Genomic DNA, 17,755 nt, shown 5'->3' with positions numbered 1-17,755 from the left:
AATGAAATCGGAAAGTGATAGAGAGAATTCCGACTTTTACAGGAACGAAATCGACATTGAACAGACGTTCAATACATGCCACATTCCGCACATGAAACAGCCCCCTCCCGCTCTTACGCCGGTCGAACTGAAGCGCCGCAGGGAACTCGTGGCCGCGACGCGCGACGTGCTGGTCGATCACGGCTTCGCCGGCGCCACGGTGGCACGCATCGCCCGTCATGCCGGCGTTTCTCCTCCGCTCCTGGTCCATTATTTCGGCGACAAGGACGCGCTGCTCGGCCTGGCATTCCGCGGCACCGCCGCCGCCCTGTCGGCCGACGTCGCGCGCGCGCTCCGCGACGCGCGGGGGCCACGGGCCCGGCTGGAGGCCCTGATCGGCGTCTGCCTGGGGGGCGAACAGTTCACCACCCGCCAGGTCGCCATCTGGCTGGCCCTATGGGGGCAGGCCGTCCATAGCCCGACGCTGGGCCGCATCCAGCGCGCCTACCAGGCCCGCATGCTCTCGAACCTGCGGCACGATCTCGGCCACCTGCTGCCCCGGATACGCGCCCATGCCACGGCCGACACGCTGGCCTCGCTGATCGACGGCACATGGCTGCGCGCGGCCCTGGCCCCACCGGCGGCGTTCGACAGCCGCATGCCCCGCCAGCAGGTCCTCGCCTTTCTCGACAGCCAGATCGACGCCGCCCCGTCACTCTCCCCACCCCCCGCGATCCTGCACGGCCCGCCGGAGGGGCTGTGTACAAGCTGGATCGACGGCCGCCCCGCCACCGGCAACGGCGCACGGTTCGAAACCCGCAATCCGGCAACCAACAATGTGCTGGCGGAAGTCGAGGAAGCCGGCGAGGCAATGGTCGCACAGGCCATCGAGGCCGCGACGCGCGGGCAGGCCGCATGGGCCACCCACACCGGCGCCGAACGGGCCCGCATCCTGCGCCGCGCGGCCGACCTGCTGCGCCGCGACAATGCGGATCTGGCCCGGATCGAAACGCTGGACACCGGCAAGCCGATCGCCGAGACATCCAGCGTCGACGTGCTGTCCGGCGCCGACGCGTTGGAATATTTCGCCGCCCTTGCCGCGACGATGACCGGCGATTGCGTCGATCTGGGGCCGACGGCGTTCGGCTACACACGGCGCGAACCGCTGGGCATCGTGGCCGGGATCGGCGCCTGGAACTACCCGATCCAGATCGCCTGCTGGAAGGCCGCACCGGCCCTGGCCTGCGGCAACGCGATGATCTTCAAACCCGCCGAACTCACCCCGCTCACGGCCGTGCGCCTGGCGGCCATATTCCGCGAGGCCGGCCTGCCCGACGGCGTGTTCAACGTCGTGCAGGGTACGCGGCAAACCGGGCAATTGCTGACCCGCGCACCGCAGATCCGAAAAATATCCCTCACCGGCGAGGTCGGCACCGGCCGCCGCGTCATGGCGGACGCCGCCGCCACCCTGAAATATGTCACATTGGAACTGGGCGGAAAATCGCCGCTGATCATCTTCGACGATGCCGACCTGGACAATGCGGTGTCGGCCGCCCTGCTGGGCAATTTCTATTCGGCCGGCGAGGTCTGTTCCAACGCAACGCGCGTCTTCGTCCAATCCGGCATCCGCGACCGGTTCCTCGAACGGCTGAAGGCACGGGTGCAGGCCATGACGATCGGCGATCCGCTCGACCCGAAAACCGATGTCGGCGCGCTGATCTCCGACGATCACATGCGCAAGGTCCTGTCCTACATCGCCGCCGGGAAGAAGGAGGGCGCCGAACTCCTGATCGGTGGCCGGCGGGCCACGCGCGGCGCCCTGCGTCAGGGCGCCTTCGTCGAGCCGACCGTGTTCGTCAACTGCCATGACGGAATGACGATCGTGCGCGAGGAAATCTTCGGCCCCGTGATGGCGGTCCTGGATTTCACCGACGAGGAGGAGGCGATCGCCCGCGCCAACGCCACCCCGTTCGGCCTGGCCGCCGGCATCTTCACCCGCGACCTGGCCCGTGCACACCGGGTCATCGCGCGGCTGGAGGCCGGCACCTGCTGGATCAACCAGTATAACGTCACGCCGATCGAGCTCCCCTTCGGCGGCTACAAGCAATCGGGCCTGGGCCGCGAGAACAGCCGCGCGGCGCTCGATCACTACACCCAGATCAAGAGCGTCTACGTGGCGCTGGGCGATGTCGAGGCACCCTATTGATGCGGGACTATGATTATATCATCGTCGGCGCCGGCTCGGCCGGCTGCGTGCTGGCCAACCGCCTGACCGAGGACGGGCGCAGCCGCGTCCTGCTGCTGGAATTCGGCGGCAGCGACCGCTCGATCATCGTGCAGATGCCCAGCGCCCTGGCCATGCCCATGCATTCGAAACGCTTCAACTGGTTCTACGAAAGCGAGCCGGAGCCGCATCTGGACAATCGCCGCATGCACACCCCGCGCGGCAAGGGGCTCGGCGGCTCCTCCTCCATCAACGGCATGGTCTATGTGCGCGGCCACGCGCTGGATTACCAGGAATGGGAGGAAAGTGGTGCTGCCGGCTGGGGCTATCGCCACGTCCTGCCCTATTTCCGCCGCGCCGAGGATTGCGCGGAGGGCGAGGATTCCTATCGCGGACGCGGTGGCCTGCTGCACACGCAATACGGCACGCTGGACAATCCCCTGCACGACGCCTGGATGAAGGCGGGCGAACAGGCCGGCTACGGCCGCACCGGCGATTATAACGGCTTCCGCCAGGAAGGCTTCGACCGGATGAGCATGACGGTGTATCGCGGCCGGCGCTGGAGCACCGCGAACGCCTATCTGCGCCCGGCGCTCAAACGCCCCAACCTGACGCTGGAAACCCATGCCCGCGTCACGCGCCTCCTCTTCGACGGCCGGCGCGCCACCGGCCTGGCCTATACGCGCCATGGCGTGTCCCATACCGTTCGCGCGATCCGCGAAATCATTCTCTGCGGCGGTCCCATCAACTCCCCGCAGCTTCTCAAACTGTCGGGAATCGGCCCGGCGGCGGAACTGCGCGATCACGGCATCACGGTCCTGGCCGACCGGCCGGGCGTGGGGGAAAATCTCCAGGACCATCTGGAATTCTACTTCCAGGTCGCCTGCCGCCAGCCGGTCACGCTCTATTCCGCCATGTCGCCCTGGGCCCGCGCCCGGATCGGCCTGCGCTGGCTGCTGTTCAAGGACGGGCTGGGCGCCACCAACCATTTCGAAAGCTGCGGCTTCATCCGCAGCCGCGCCGGCATCCGCTATCCCGACATCCAGTTCCATTTCCTGCCCCTTGCCGTCACCTATGACGGCAAGGGCCTGGCGCAGGGCCATGGCTACCAGGCCCATGTCGGCCCGATGCGCTCGAAAAGCCGGGGCCGGGTCCGCCTGCGCTCGGCCGACCCGGCGGAAAAGCCGAAGATCCAGTTCAACTACATGAGCCATCCGGACGACTGGACCGACATGCGCGCCTGCGTGCGCCTGACGCGCGAGATCTTTGCCCAGCCCGCCTTCGACCCGTTCCGGGGCCAGGAACTGCAACCCGGCACCGACTGCACGAGCGACGACCGGATCGACGCCTTCATCCGCCGGAAGGTCGAAAGCGCGCTGCACCCCTCCTGCACCTGCAGGATGGGGGCCACGGACGACCCGATGGCCGTGGTCGATCCCGAGACCCGCGTGATCGGGGTCGAGGGCCTCCGCGTGGTCGATTCCTCGATCATGCCCCGCGTCACCAACGGCAACCTGAACGGCCCGACCATCATGATCGCGGAAAAAGCCGCCGATCACATCAGGGGCCTGCCCCCCCTGCCCGCCTCCAACGCCCCGTTCTTCGAAGCCCCGAACTGGCAGACCCGGCAGCGCCTCGGCAAAGCCTGACCTCCGGCGCGCCCTCTGTCGTTTTCCGCCGTACAGATGGCGCGCGCCTCCTTGTGCCGTGCCGCTGGCAGGCGCACCATCACCGCCCATGATCAGCCTCTTCGACCTCTTCAAGATCGGCATCGGCCCCTCCTCGTCCCATACGGTCGGGCCGATGCGCGCCGCCCGGCGCTTTATCGCGCATCTCGATCCCGCGATGCCCGTCGCACGCCTGCGCGTCACGCTCTACGGCTCGCTGGCATGGACCGCCAGCGGCCACGCCACCGACAAGGCCGTCATCCTCGGCCTGGCAGGCGAAACGCCGGAGAGCGTCGATCCCGACGCCGCCGACGACATCGTGCGCACGATCGGCGCCGACCGCACGGTGCCGGTCCATGGCCGCGCCGTCGCCTTCGACCCCGCCCACGACATCGTGCTGGACCGCGACACGACCCCGCCCGTCCATCCCAACACAATGCAGTTCCAGGCCCTTTCCGCCGACGGCACGGTGCTGGACACCGCACGCTTCTGTTCGGTCGGCGGCGGCTTCATCGTGCCCGAGGACGCGACGAAACAGGCCGGCTACGCCCAGCCCGACATGAAGCTGGATTTCACCAGCGGCATCGAACTGCTGGACCGCACGCGCGAAAGCGGGTTGAGCATCGCGGAAATCGTCCTGGCCAACGAGGCAAGCCTCCGCCCCCATGCCGAACGCCCCCATGCCGAAATCACGGCCTATCTGGACCGGATCATCGACACCATGATGGCCTGCGTCGAACGCGGCCTGGTCCAGCACGGCACGCTGCCCGGCCGGATCAAGGTCCGCCGCCGCGCGGCGGCACTGCACGAACGCCTTCAGGAACGCGCCCGCCTCAACCAGCGCCCCCCGCACGAGGCGATGGACTGGGTCAGCCTGTTCGCCATCGCAGTCAACGAGGAAAACGCCGCCGGCGGCCGCGTCGTCACCGCGCCCACCAACGGCGCGGCGGGGGTGATCCCGGCCGTACTGCGCTATTACCGCGATTTCTGCCCCGACGCCTCGCGCCAGGGCATGCATGATTTCCTGCTGACGGCAGCGGCGGTCGGCGGATTGTTCAAGCTCAACGCCTCGATCTCCGGCGCCGAGGTCGGCTGCCAGGGCGAGGTCGGTGTAGCCTCGTCCATGGCGGCGGCGGGCCTGGCGGCGGCGCTGGGCGCGACCCCGCTCCAGATCGAAAACGCCGCCGAGATCGGCATGGAACATCATCTGGGCATGACCTGCGACCCGGTCGCCGGCCTGGTGCAGATCCCCTGCATCGAACGCAACGCCTTCGGCGCGGTCAAGGCCATCAACGCCGCCTCGCTGGCCATGCATGGCGACGGCGCCCATCATGTCTCGCTCGATCAGGTCATCCGCACCATGGCGGAAACCGGCCGCGACATGAACCACCGCTACAAGGAAACGGCGCTGGGCGGCCTGGCGGTCAATTTCCCGGAATGCTGATCGTCCCCCCGCTGCCCGACGGCCCGCTCAACTGCCGATGCGGATCGGCGAGACCAGATCGCGCAGGCAGGCGACGATCGAACGCGGAGTCAACTGCCCGCTGCGGGGATTTTCCGCATTGGGCACGATCTCGATCGTCGCGGTAAAGCGCGCGGAATCGGCCTCGACCGTAATCGTGTGGATATTGCGGTCCACCGCCGGGTCGGCAATCACGCGAACATCCGTGCGCGCGGGCCCCAGCCCGGCCAGCGCCAGGGCGGCGGCGACATTGGTATTGGCCGGAAAGGCGATGGCGGCCTCATCCGCCGTGCCGGTAAAAATCACGGTGGGCGCGGCAATGGCATGGATATCGATCGCATTCGCGACGATATGCGGCGCACCGGCCAGGCTGGCGGGCGATTTGCGGGTGTCGATCCGGATCGACGCCACCCGGCTTTCACAGGCGGCCTTGATCGCATCCAGCCCCAGGATGGCGCCACTGGGCACCAATATCCGCCCCCCGCCGGCACGGGCCAGGTCGATCAGCTCCATGTTGGACAAAAGCGCGCCGACCGAGGCCACGATCAGCGTCGCCCCTCGCGCCAGGGTCGGCCGCGCGATATCCACGAACAGGCGCGAAGGCAGCATCTCGACCACCATATCGCATTCCCCCAGCATGGCCAGGTCGCCCACGGGCGGCGGATTCGCCAGGCCGGCCAGCCGCGCGCGGGCCCGATCCTGGTCCCCCGCCGCCACGGCGGCCAGTTCCAGGCCGGGAATCCCCGCATCCAGCAGGCGCGCCACCTGAATGCCGATCGAGCCGAGGCCAGCCAGCCCGATCCGCAGGGGGCGCGACCGGGCATAGGGGGCAAAATGCATGGACGGGACTCCGAAAATGGGAAAAACCAACAGCAAGACCGGCGCGGAATTTCCCCCGCGCCGGCCCGCCATTCCCGGACCGGACGGTCCGGCGCTATGCCGTCAGAACGTCGCGGACAGGTCGAGCCCGACCGTCGCCGGCGGCGAGGAGTTATAATAGACCGGCATCACCGAATTGACGTGGCCCGACACGCGCGTCTGCCGGTTCAGGATATTGCTGGCGAAGATCTGCGCACTGTAGCGGCCGAATTTCATGCCCAGATTGACGTTCGCCAGAAACCAGCCGCCCAGATAGATATAGTCGGGATTGGCGCGGTTGAAGGCCGTGCTGCGCCCGCTCTGGTAGGCGATATCGCCGCGCAGATAGGTCTCGTGGCCCAGTACGTCGAACGTGTAGGTGGCGTTGGCATTCAGCGTCCAGCGCGGCACGTAGGGCAGCGGGTCGCCGGCATGCGTCTGGTTGACCGCCAGCGGCTGATAGGGCTGGCGCCCGACCAGCTGGGCGTCGGCATAGTTGGTACCCAGCCCCAGTTGCAGCGCGCGGATCGGCCGGGCTGCCAGTTCGGCCTCGAACCCCGTCGCGGCGGCCGACCCGGCATTGACGATATAATCGAAGGCACCCGTCGGGTCTGTACCCTGCTGCTGCACGTTCGACCAGTTCATCCGGTAGAAGGCGCCGTTGAAGGTCACGCGGTTGTTCCACCAGCCGGTCTTCCAGCCGAATTCATAGTCCCACACCGTATCCGGCTGATAGGGCGGGGCCTGCTGCACGGTAAAGCCGATCGGCAGGTTGGGCCCGCCGATGCGATAGCCTTCCGCCGCCTCGGCATAGACCATCGCGTTCGGCGTGATGTCATACGACACCAGGAACTTTCCTGTCGCGGAATTCTCCTTCGCCGACAGCTTCGGGTAGTAGGTGGGCACGGCGCTGAAATCCATGAAGGGCATGATCGACAGCGTGTTCAAGGTGCGCGAAACCTGGAAGACGCGTACCCCGCCAGTGACTTTCAGCTTCGAGGTGATGGGATAGGTCAGTTCGCCGAATTCCGCGATCTGCTGCGTGTCGTCCCAGTTCGCCCGGGCATATTTGGTGGTCGGGGCATAACCGTCCGACATCCGGTCGAAGAAGCCGGCGGAATCCACCCCGCCATAGTACAGATTGAACATGTTCTTGCGCATCTGGTAGAACACGCCGCCCGTCCACTGGATTCGGGCATGGCTGGGCGCGGACAGCCGCACCTCGGCCGTCCAGGCGCTGACGCGCTGGCGGTCGTTCACCGCGTTGATCTGGCCCGATGCCAGACGCTGCTGGTACTGCGCCAGCGGATAGCAGTTCCAGAAATCGCCACCACTGCAATCATTTCCGTAATTGAATGACGTATCATGCGTATATTCCATCTTGCGTTCCTGCCAGGACGCAATGGCGGTCAACGTCGTCCAATGCATGTGATTGGTGGAAATGAGGTTGTAGGCCTGGAACTGGTCCGTCATCGGCTGCTTGACGAAATTGGCCGCTGCCCATTTGCTGTGGGCGACGGAATCGAACTGGGGGTTGAGGTTGAACAGGTCGCCGGTATTCGTGTTCTGGCGATAGCCGATAAAGTCAATCGTCCAGTTCTCCATCGGACGATAGCGGATGTTCAGCCGCCCGCCGGCATTATGCACCCAGTTGGTACCGTTCTGCTGCAGGTAATATTCCTTGATCCATCCCGCGTTGCTGTCGCGATAGGCCGAAAGGCGAATCGCCAGCTTGTCCTTTATGATCGGAATATTGATCGTTCCATTCTGTGAATTATTGAATCCGCCCGTGGCATAGGTCGAAACCGACGTGTCGACGCGGCCGCCGAACTTCGCCAGGTCCGGCCGTTCCGAGATGATGCGGACGGTGCCGCCTTCCGAGCCCGAGCCATAGAGCGTGCCCTGCGGGCCCTTCAGCACCTCGATGCGCTGCATGTCCCACAATTTCACGTCGGGCTGGGCCGACCCCGCATCCGTATTCTCGCCGGTAAAGCCGACGATCGGAATTTCGTCGAGATACATGCCCACCTGCGGCTCGCCGGCCGCGGTCAGGTTGCGGATGGCAAGGCGCTTCTGGCCAGGCCCCTGGTCCTGGATGCTCAGGCCCGGAATCTGCGTGGCATAGTCGGAAATGCCCTGGGCATGCATCTGCGTCAGCACGCGGCCGCTGATCGCATCGATCGCCATCGGCGTATGCTGGACGCTGGTGGTGCGCCGCGTCGCCGACACGGTCACTTCCTCCAGCCCCTGCGCATCATGGCCCGCCGGCTTGGCCGGCGTGGTGGCGGCTTCCTTGCGGGCCGGGCCGGCATCCGTCGAGCGGGCCGGCTGGCGGGCGGTTGCCGGGTGGGGGCCATGGCCCGGCACCTGATGCTGTGCCGTCGCCGCCAGGGCGGGAAGTGCGAGCGCGCAGGGGCCGGCACCCATCAGCAGGACCGTCCGCAGGCTCCGGCGCGTTATACCGAAAATGGTCTTACGCATGTTTTCACCCCGATCATCATGTGATCCAGATTATACCGCATACCGAAACGATATGTCGATATCATTTTGATGCCGTTACGTAGACACAGACTCGGAAAAACACTTTTTCCGTCCGTTTTGTATACATAAGAGCAGTAAAAAATCCCGCCGCGCCCATCAGGCATGCCATCTGCCGGCCTGATGAGCGATTCACGCGGATCGCGGACACCGGCACCACGGCCGGCGCAAAGAAATTTCTTGGAAGAAACGAAATCCCCGGCCCGTGTGCCGGGGCACGCGTCAGTGGGCGAGGCGCCCGTTCCGACCGGTCTCGGGCAGCAGGATCGTCGCGATCAGCACCAGCACATAGCTGGCCAGGCAGACCCACAGCAGCGCGGCGCCGATCCCCACCCCATGGGCCAGCGCGCCCACCAAGGCCACGCCCGACGCCGCACCCAGGCGCCCGGCGCTATAGGCGAAGCTGGTGCCGCTGGCACGGATCGCCGTGGGAAACAGTTCGGAAAAGAAGGTGCCCATGCCGCCATAGAGCCCCTGCGAGAAGAAGCCGAGCGGAAAGCCCGCCACCAGCAGCGCCCAACCCGGCATCGGCAGGCAGAGATAGATGGCCAGGATGGCAATGCTGCCCGTAACATAGACAAGGAAATTGGGCCGCCGGCCCCAGCGATCCGACAGATAGGCGCTGCCGATATAGCCAAAGAAGGCACCCGCCGTCAGCACGATGACATACAGCCCGGTGGCACCGTGCGACAGGTGGCGCGACAGCGTCAGATAGGCGGGCAGCCAGGTCGAAATGCCCAGGCCGCTGGTCTGCACGCCCAGGGCCAGCACGGTGGACAGCGTCGTCCGCCGCAGGATGGCGGGGCGGAAAATGTCATGGATCTTCATTCGCGCCGCACGCTCGATCGCCTGCTCGCGACATTCCTTGTATATTGCGGGCTCGTCCACATGCCGCCGGATCACGATCAGCAGCAGCCCGGGCAGGATGCCCGACCAGAACACCGCGCGCCAGGCAATGGATTCCGGCAGCAGCGCAATCGCGACGCTGGCGATGATGGCGGCCAGGGCCCAGCCCACGGCCACGCCGCTTTGCAGGCATCCCACGGCGCGGCCCCGGTTCCGATGCCCGACGATCTCGGCCATCAGCACCACGCCGGCGGTGATTTCACCACCGAAACCGAACCCCTGGATCGTCCGGCAGATGAACAATTGCTCGTAGCTGGTGGCGAAGCCGCTGAGGAACGTGAACAGCGAATAGATGACGATCGTGAACTGCATCGCCTTCACGCGCCCGAACCAGTCGCCCAGCAGGCCGGTCATCCACCCGCCGGCCGCCGCCGCGTACAGGGCCGCGCTGCCCAGCAGCCCGGCCTGGGCGGGCGCGACATGCCAGGCCTTCATCAGCACAGGGATCAGGAAGCTGAAGATGCGCAGATCCATCGCATCCAGCGCCACGCCGCCATAGCAGCTCCAGAAGGTGATCTTTTCGACCTTCGACAGGCCCGTATACCAGCCAAGGGGACCGGCGCCGGGCTTCGTCCTGGGGGCCGACGTCGCCGGAATGGCGGACGTCTCGACATTGGCGAGGGGCATTCTGCGATCCTTGTCTGGGGGCATGGCACGAAGCGGGCAGAAAATCAGGTCACGGAAGCCGCCGCCTTCAGGCTGTCGGCCAGCGACGCGCGCCGCATGAAGGCCCGGGCCCGTTCGGGGTCGGCGGCCGCGTCGCGCAGGTCACGCAGATGCCGGGCGCGGATTTCAGGGTCGCGTTCTTCCAGCAGGCGCTTGTTCTGGATGGTCTGGGCCTGGACGAAATCCACCGCGGCCTTGCGCCGCTGCCGGCTGTACAGGTCCAGCACCGCCGCATCGGCCTCGCCGCGCAGAACCTGGCCCAGCTTCTCGCTCAGATTGACGGCGTCATGAATGCCGCCATTCATGCCCATGCCGCCGATCGGGTTGTTCACATGCGCCGAATCCCCCGCCAGCAGCACGCGCCCCCTGCGGAAGGTGGCCGCGACACGCTGGTTGACGGCATACATGTTGGAATAGGCAATGTCGTAATCGCCGGCCTTGGGGAAGAATTTCTGCAACCGCCCCTGGATGCCGGCATGACTCAGCGCCTCTTCCTCGGACTCGCCGACCCGGGTGGGAAAGATCGCGCGCCACAACCCCTTGCCGTCCGCGCCGCGCACCTTGAACAGGTTGCACCACTCATTCGGGTCCGAGAAATAATTGCGGAAGGCATAGTCCGGCCGCTGCGCGCCGAAATCGAAGAAGGTCGCGATCTTCACGAACCGCTCGTCATAGGTAAAGCCCTCGAAGGCAATGTCCTGCGACTTGCGCACGATGCTGCGTCCGCCATCGGCGCCGATCAGATAATCGTACTCCCGCACCTCCTGCGCACCGTCATGCTCCAGCGTGACGGTCACGCCGTCCGCATGCTGGACGATCTGCGTCGCTTCGGTCGAGAACAGCACCGCAATCCCGATCTCGTCGGCATAACGGGTGCTGACATCGTCGGTGAATTTATATTGTTCGTATTGCAGCACATAAGGATAGCGGAATTCGTCGGCCATGGTGGACAGGTCGAATTCCGCCACGATCTCGCCACTGACACGGTCGTGGAACTGGTATTTCGGCGCGATCAGCCCCTTGTCGATAATCGTCTCGCCAATGCCCAGCTCGCCCAGCATGGCCAGCGTGGTCGGGTGCAGCGACGCCGCGCGCTGGTCCATCACCGGTCCGGCCTCGCGTTCGACGACGGTGACGTCGAATCCCTGCCGCCCCAGGGCCAGGGCGCAGACCATGCCCACAGGGCCGGCGCCGACGATCATGATCCGTTTCTGCATCTGTCCTACGAGGCTCCTGTTCGGTTCCGTTCCGAATCGGACACGGAATCATTTAAGCGGAAGAAGGCATCGAGCGCGCGGCCAAATCCTTCCTCTCCGGTGTTGAGATGGGCGACGATCGACGTGTGGTTGTGGCCCGCCAGGCGGACCCAGCGCACAGGCACCCGGCCTGCCCGCGCCACGGCGTGCGCAAATTCCGCGCCGTACGTATCCAGGTGCCGGTTCTCGAATTCCGCAACGGCCACCAGCACCGGCAGCGGGCAGTCCGCGGCACGGCTCACGGGCGATCGCGCGGCATACAGGCTTTCGTCCGGGCCGAAATAGGCCGCCACATTGCCCGCATTGGGGTTGTCGGGGCGCCGGTCGGCACGCAGTCGGCCGCTGACCAGCGCCAGGCTGCGAACCCCCGCCGGCAGCCCGCCCAATCCCGGCTCCAGCGCGGCGGTGGCCAGATGGCTGCCGCCCGCCGAATGGCCGATCACATGCACCCGCGCCGGGTCGCCGCCATGGGCGGCAATGCTGTCCCGCACCCAGGTCAGCGCGTCCAGCACGTCCCACGCGCCATCGGGCCAGGTGACGGCAGGCGCCAGACGGTATTCGACATTGACGCCGACATAGCCCAGCCGGGCGAACCAGTGCAGGACATTGTCATAGATCTCGCCATTCGCGCTCTTGGCACCACGGGTAAACGCCCCCCATGGATAAAGACGACGACCGGCCGCGCCCCCGCCTGACCGTCGGGGCAGAAGATGTCGAGCACCTGCCGCGCGTCGGGTCCGTAGGCAATGTCACGGACAACCTTCGCGGCCTTGGGCGCGCCGGCGGCCAGCGGGGAATACAGCGCCACCATCTCCGCACGATGGGCCACGATATCGTCGTTCCAGCACGCCCCGATCGTCCGCATGCGAGCGCGCTGCTCCGGCGTCAGCTGGGCAAAACCCGTCGGATCGCACAGGAAATCGTCACGCACCAATCGCCCGCCCTCACAGATCTGCATCTTTTTCAATCATGTGATCCATTTGACGGCAGGCTTCGACCGATCGTCGACACGCACCCCTCCTGCCTTGCTCGCAGGCTAGGCAAAAATACAATTCTCTGTCAAAGTATTTTGTAGCGCAGAATTGTATTCCTATGCATAGTGAAGCTCCGCCCTGATGAGGCTCAGGCGGCACGTGCGTATATCAAGGACGAGAGTGACCCATGAGTGAGACGAGCAAGCTGAGACATATCGCCCTGTCCGTGCCGGACCCCGAGGCGGCGGCGACATTCTTCGAACAGGCTTTCGGCATGCAGCGCGCCGGCCGCGCCATGCGGGGCATCTATATGTCGGACGGCATCGTGAATATCGCGCTGCTGAATTTCGGCGACGAGCCGGTACCGGGCTTCGAAAATCAGAAGGGCTATTACGGCCTGATCCATTTCGGCGTCTGGGTCGACAGTCTGGAAGAGGCCGGCAGCAAGGTGACCGAGGCCGGCGGCGCCTATGTGACCGGCCGCAAGGAAACCGATCCGAACGTGTTCTACGAGGTCAAGTACAAGACCCCCGAAGGCATCGTCTTCGACATGACCGAGAGCGGCTGGCGCGGCGCGGTCAAGAACGTGGTCGCGGCCTGACACCGTGACACGCCTGTCCCACCCCCCGTCCCGGCCCGGACCCGATGACGCCATGGCGATCCTGACGCGCGTCCCGCTGGCCGAGCCCGCCTGGATGATGCTGGCGCGGCATGGAAACGTCGTCGAATGGCCGGGGCCGGCCACACCGGTCGCGCTGCTCGACCAGGGGGTGCGGGCGCTGGTCCGTCTTGTCGTCACCAACGGCTCGGTCGGGCTGTCGGCCGACGACATGGCAGCACTGCCCGCGCTGCGATGGGTCTTGTGTACCGGGGTGGGGCACGAGAATGTCGATCTCGGTGCGGCGCAGGCGCGGGGGGTGCTGGTATCCAATACCCCCGGCGCAAACGCCCACACGGTGGCCGATCACGCCATGGCGCTGCTGCTGGCCATCTCGCGCGACCTGCTCCGGCTGGACCAGGGCGTGCGCGCGGGCCGGTGGGAGGATCTGCGCCAGCCGCGCCCGGCGCCGCACGAGCGCACGCTGGGCCTGCTGGGTTTCGGGCAGATCGGCCAGGCCATCGCCACCCGCGCGCTGGGGTTCGACATGCGCGTCCTCTATCACGCCCGCGCCCCGCGTCCCTTCAGGGGCGCGGAACATGTGGCCGACCTGACGGCCATGGCCACGCGCGCCGACTATCTGGTGGTGGCCTGCCCCGGCGGGGCGCAGACGCGCCATCTGGTCGATGCCGCATTGCTGCGGGCACTCGGGCCGCAGGGGTTCCTAGTCAATATCGGGCGCGGCAGCGTGGTCGATACCACGGCCCTGATCGCGGCGCTGGAGGACGGCGTCATCGCCGGCGCCGCGCTGGATGTGTTCGAGGGCGAACCGCTCGCGCCGCCACGGCTGCGCGCGCTGCCCAATCTCATCCTCACACCCCATCTGGCCGGCCGGTCGCCGCAGGCGCAGGCCGCGCAGCTCTCGGCGCTGGAAAATCATATCGCTGCTTGCATGCAGGGCAAGTCTCCGCCGAATCTGGTACACAGTTGAAGCGGGATTGAACGCAAGGAGCCCTTCATGTCGACATATGCCGAAGATATATATAACCGCCTGGCCGAACAGATCATCCATGGCCAGCTGCAGCCCGGCCAGAAACTGGACGAGCAGGGCCTGGCCGCCAGCTTCGGCGTGTCGCGCACCCCGGTGCGCGAGGCGCTGAAGGAACTGGCGGCAAGGGGACTGATCGAATTCCAGCCCCGGCGCGGGGCGGTGGTCACGCAGATCAGCCTCGACCAGCTGGCCGACATGCTGGACGCGGAATGCGAGATCGAGGCGCTGTGCGCCCGACTGGCGTCGCAGAAAATGAACGCGCTGGAAAAGAGCCTGCTGCAGGACCTGTACGAGCAGGGCAAGGACGCCTCCGCGCGCGGCGACCGCAAGGCGTACTGGGCCATCAACCAGCAGTTCCATGATCTGATCGGGCGCGGCGCCCACAACCATACCCTGGCGGAACTGATGCGCGACCTGCGCACCCGCCTAGCCGCGTTCCGCCAGGCCCAGCCGCTGGAAAACGGCGAACGCCTGACCCGGTCGCATGACGATCATGGCGCGGTCATGCGGGCGATCGTCGCGGGCGATCCCGAGACCGCCTACACCGTCATGCGCGACCACAACGCCCGGCTGGCGGCCGGCGTGCTGCAATTGCTGCGTAGCCGCGAACAGGATGGCGCGCGGCCATACGCCACGCTCTACGCCACCGTCTGAGAGCCTGACCGTAAATGCGTGCTGATGGCGATCCGACGCGCGTTTTCTGCGCTTCACTGCTCACGGCCATAGAGGCCGCTGCGCTGCGATGCTCGAAAACACACGCCGGCCGCGGCCCTGTCGGGCCGCTCTCGCTCACCAGCCCACATTTCCGGTCAGGCTCTGACACCGCCCGGCTGCGCCGGGCCTTCCAGAAGGAGCATCGATGTCGGTCACTTTCAGCCTCAACGGCAAGCCCGTCACCTTCGACGGGCCCGACGACGTGCCCCTCCTGTGGGCGGTGCGCGAGCATTTCGGCCTGACGGGCAGCAAGTTCGGCTGCGGGATCGGCATGTGCGGCGCCTGCACCATGCATCTGGACGGCGAGGCCGTACGCACCTGCGTCATGGCGGTCGGCCATGTGCGCGGGCGCGCCGTGACCACGATCGAGGGATTGCCGACCGACGAGACCAATCCCGTGCACCAGGCCTGGAACGAACTGGACGTGCCGCAATGCGGCTACTGCCAGTCGGGCATGATCATGGCCACCACGTCCCTGCTGGCCCGCAATCCCAACCCCACCGATCAGGATATCGACCAGGCCATCACCAATCTCTGCCGCTGCGCGACCTATATCCGCATCCGCGCGGCCATCCACGCCGCCGCCCGGCGGGCGTGACAGGAGGCACGGTCATGTCGCACCACCCATCCCCTGTCCTGCTGGGCCGGCGCCGTTTCCTTGAGGTCGCGGCCGCCTTCGGCGCGGTGCTGGCCGTCCCGCTGGACGCAGCCATCGCCCGGCGGGGCGAGGTCGCGGAATCCGAACTGACGGACTGGATCTTCATCGACCAGGCCGGCACCGTCACCCTCGGCCTGTGCCAGCCGGAGGTCGGCCAGGGCTCGTACACCGTCCTGCCCAGTATCCTGGCCGAGGAGCTGGATGCCGACTGGCCGGCCGTCGCCGTGCGCTGGGTGATGGGGCGCGACGCCTACAAGATCCAGTTCCGCAACGAAAAACCGTCGCAGAAGGAAGGCGCCTCCACCTCGACCACCAAGCTGTACGCCCGGCTGCGCACGGCCGGGGCGGCGGCACGCATCATGTTGGTCAGCGCCGCCGCCACGCGCTGGGGCGTGCCCCCCGGACAGTGCGAGACGCGCGACGGCTGGGTACACAACCGGGTGACGGGGGAAAAGCTGGCCTACGGCACGCTGGCCCCCGACGCGGCGAAGCTGCCCGTACCGTCCGATCCGCCGCTGAAGGACCGCAGCGCCTTCCGGCTGATCGGCAAATCCCTGCCCCGCCGCGACACGGCGGCCAAGACCAATGGCTCGGCCATCTTCGGGCTCGACGTCACGCTGCCGGACATGCTCAACGCCGCCATCCGCATCGCGCCGGCCATCGGCGGATGGCTGGTCGCCGTCCGCAACGAGGCCGAGGTGCTGAAGCAGCCCGGGGTGCGTCACATCCTGAAACTGGACGACGCCGTCATCGCCGTCGCCGATCGCTACTGGCAGGCCCAGCGCGCGATCGACCTGCTGGATGTCGTCTTCTCGGCCGGCGAGAACGGCCACCTGTCGACCGCGCTGATCGACAATCTGGCCGAAGCGGGGCTGGAAGCCGAAATCGGCGTGCCGGCGCTCTCGCAGGGCGACGCGCTCAAGATCATCGGCCAGCATCCGGACCGGGTGATCGAAAGCCGCTTCAGCGTTCCCCACCTGGCCCATGCCGCGATGGAGCCGATGAACGCAACGGTCCATGTGCAGAAGGACCGGGTGGATGTCTGGGGCTCGATCCAGAGCACGGACGCCACCGTCACGGCCGTGGCCAAGATCTGCGGCATGCACGAGGACCAGGTTCACCTGCATGTCGGCTTCCTGGGCGGCAGTTTCGGCGGCAAGATCGTGCCGGCCTTCGTCGCGCAGGCGGCCAGGGCGGCCAAGGCGCTCGGCCGCCCGGTCAAGCTGATCCGCACGCGCGAGATGGATATCCAGCACGATCATTTCCGGCCCAACAACAAGGGCCGGCTGCGCGCGGTGCTGGATGCCGAGGGCTACCCGCTGGCGGTCCACGCGCGGGTCTGCGGCCAGTCGCTGTTCGCCACCACCCGGCCGAACTGGCTGACCAAGACACCGCTGGGCGACTATGACGAAAGCATGGTCGACGGGCTGTACCAGCAGACCTACGCCATCCCCAATTTCCATGTGGACGTCATCCAGACGCCGCTGCCGATCCCGGTCTATTTCATGCGCTCGGTCGGGTCGAGCGCCGGCGTGCTGTTCTGGGAAAGCTTCATCACCGATCTCGCCCATCATGCCGGCATCGACCAGTACGCCTATCGCCGACACCTGCTGCGCAACTACCCCGCCGGGCTGCGGGTCCTGGACGCGGCCGCCCAGGCGGCGGGATGGGACCGGCCGGCCGGCCCGGACATCGCGCGCGGCATCGCCTTCAACACCTATTTCGGGCGCGGCGGCTCGTTCGTGTCGGAGTGCGCCGAGGTGGTGGAACTCAAGCGCGTGGGCGACCGCTGGAAGGTGGCCCGCGTGGTCTGCGCGATGGATGCCGGGCTGGTCGTCAACCACAATACCTTCAACGCCCAGATCCAGGGCGGAATCGGTTTTGCCCTGACCTCCGCGCTGAAAAGCGAAATCACCTTCCGCGACGGCGCGGCGGAACAGTCGAACTTCGTCGACTATCCGCTGCTGTCCATCGCCGAAATGCCCGAAATTGTTCCGGTCATCGTCGAAAGCGACCGGCCGCCCCAGGGCGCGGGCGAGATCATGGTGGCGCCGCTGGCCCCCGCCATCTCGCAGGCATTGCTCCACGCCACAGGACGACGGCCGGACCGCATGCCGTTCCGCGCCGAATGGTTCCAGGCGCGCGCCTAGCGCCACACCGCCGCATCAATAACAGAATCATCCATAAACCATCAGGAGAAACAG

Annotated in this window: 14 protein-coding genes; 8 read left to right on the top strand and 6 right to left on the bottom strand. The window is 66.6% G+C overall.

The window, feature by feature from the left end; genetic code table 11:
- Positions 1–91 precede the first annotated feature (91 nt).
- The 3 genes from betB to HLH29_RS01875 all read left to right on the top strand — a co-directional run bounded on the left by betB (position 92) and on the right by HLH29_RS01875 (position 5,314).
- The gene (betB, locus tag HLH29_RS01885; protein ID WP_182964322.1) at positions 92–2,185 is read left to right on the top strand and encodes a betaine-aldehyde dehydrogenase; all 2,094 of its coding nucleotides are present in this window, start codon (positions 92–94) and stop codon (positions 2,183–2,185) included.
- On the top strand, positions 2,185–3,852 hold the full coding sequence (betA, locus tag HLH29_RS01880) for a choline dehydrogenase (RefSeq protein WP_456305426.1): 1,668 nt from the start codon (positions 2,185–2,187) through the stop codon (positions 3,850–3,852). The genes betB and betA overlap by 1 nt, the downstream gene beginning before the upstream one ends.
- 88 nt (positions 3,853–3,940) lie before the next feature.
- Positions 3,941–5,314: an L-serine ammonia-lyase gene (locus HLH29_RS01875; protein ID WP_182964320.1), complete on the top strand. Its 1,374-nt coding sequence runs from the start codon at positions 3,941–3,943 to the stop codon at positions 5,312–5,314.
- 27 nt (positions 5,315–5,341) lie between these two features.
- Here the strand turns inward: HLH29_RS01875 and HLH29_RS01870 are convergent, their stop codons facing one another.
- From HLH29_RS01870 to HLH29_RS19520, 6 genes are all read right to left on the bottom strand, one after another.
- The gene (locus HLH29_RS01870; RefSeq protein WP_182964319.1) at positions 5,342–6,172 is read right to left on the bottom strand and encodes an aspartate dehydrogenase; all 831 of its coding nucleotides are present in this window, start codon (positions 6,170–6,172) and stop codon (positions 5,342–5,344) included.
- Between the two features lie 102 nt (positions 6,173–6,274).
- Entirely contained in the window at positions 6,275–8,671 is a 2,397-nt protein-coding gene (locus tag HLH29_RS01865) for a TonB-dependent receptor (protein ID WP_182964318.1), read from the bottom strand.
- Between the two features lie 279 nt (positions 8,672–8,950).
- The gene (locus HLH29_RS01860; protein ID WP_182964317.1) at positions 8,951–10,261 is read right to left on the bottom strand and encodes an MFS transporter; all 1,311 of its coding nucleotides are present in this window, start codon (positions 10,259–10,261) and stop codon (positions 8,951–8,953) included.
- Positions 10,262–10,305: 44 nt separating this feature from the next.
- Positions 10,306–11,517: an FAD-dependent oxidoreductase gene (locus HLH29_RS01855; RefSeq protein WP_182964316.1), complete on the bottom strand. Its 1,212-nt coding sequence runs from the start codon at positions 11,515–11,517 to the stop codon at positions 10,306–10,308.
- Between the two features lie 5 nt (positions 11,518–11,522).
- Positions 11,523–12,158, bottom strand: coding sequence for an alpha/beta hydrolase (locus HLH29_RS01850; RefSeq protein WP_338030159.1), 636 nt, complete (start codon positions 12,156–12,158; stop codon positions 11,523–11,525).
- Complete coding sequence (locus HLH29_RS19520) at positions 12,053–12,514, bottom strand: hypothetical protein (RefSeq protein WP_246373639.1); 462 nt, start codon at positions 12,512–12,514, stop codon at positions 12,053–12,055. Before HLH29_RS19520 ends, HLH29_RS01850 begins: the two co-directional genes overlap by 106 nt.
- Before the next feature lie 203 nt (positions 12,515–12,717).
- On the opposite strand from HLH29_RS19520, the gene HLH29_RS01845 reads away from it, so the two are divergent.
- From HLH29_RS01845 to HLH29_RS01825, 5 genes are all read left to right on the top strand, one after another.
- Positions 12,718–13,131 carry a VOC family protein gene (locus tag HLH29_RS01845; RefSeq protein ID WP_182964315.1) on the top strand — a complete coding sequence of 138 codons (414 nt, stop codon included), beginning with the start codon at positions 12,718–12,720 and terminating at the stop codon, positions 13,129–13,131.
- Between the two features lie 52 nt (positions 13,132–13,183).
- A complete protein-coding gene (locus HLH29_RS01840) occupies positions 13,184–14,119 on the top strand; it encodes an NAD(P)-dependent oxidoreductase (RefSeq protein ID WP_220791327.1) in 936 nt (311 codons plus the stop codon).
- A gap of 27 nt (positions 14,120–14,146) precedes the next feature.
- Positions 14,147–14,833 carry a GntR family transcriptional regulator gene (locus HLH29_RS01835; protein ID WP_182964314.1) on the top strand — a complete coding sequence of 229 codons (687 nt, stop codon included), beginning with the start codon at positions 14,147–14,149 and terminating at the stop codon, positions 14,831–14,833.
- Between the two features lie 205 nt (positions 14,834–15,038).
- Positions 15,039–15,491, top strand: coding sequence for a (2Fe-2S)-binding protein (locus tag HLH29_RS01830; protein WP_182964313.1), 453 nt, complete (start codon positions 15,039–15,041; stop codon positions 15,489–15,491).
- A 14-nt stretch (positions 15,492–15,505) separates the two neighbouring features.
- Positions 15,506–17,701, top strand: a complete 2,196-nt coding sequence (locus tag HLH29_RS01825) for a xanthine dehydrogenase family protein molybdopterin-binding subunit (protein ID WP_182964312.1) — start codon at positions 15,506–15,508, stop codon at positions 17,699–17,701.
- Positions 17,702–17,755 lie beyond the last annotated feature (54 nt).

Origin of the sequence: Gluconacetobacter tumulicola (genome assembly GCF_014174215.1) — a bacterium.
Lineage (GTDB): Bacteria > Pseudomonadota > Alphaproteobacteria > Acetobacterales > Acetobacteraceae > Gluconacetobacter > Gluconacetobacter tumulicola.
The sequence above is the reverse complement of the archived record's forward strand: the minus strand, read 5'-3'. Positions and strand labels throughout refer to the sequence as shown.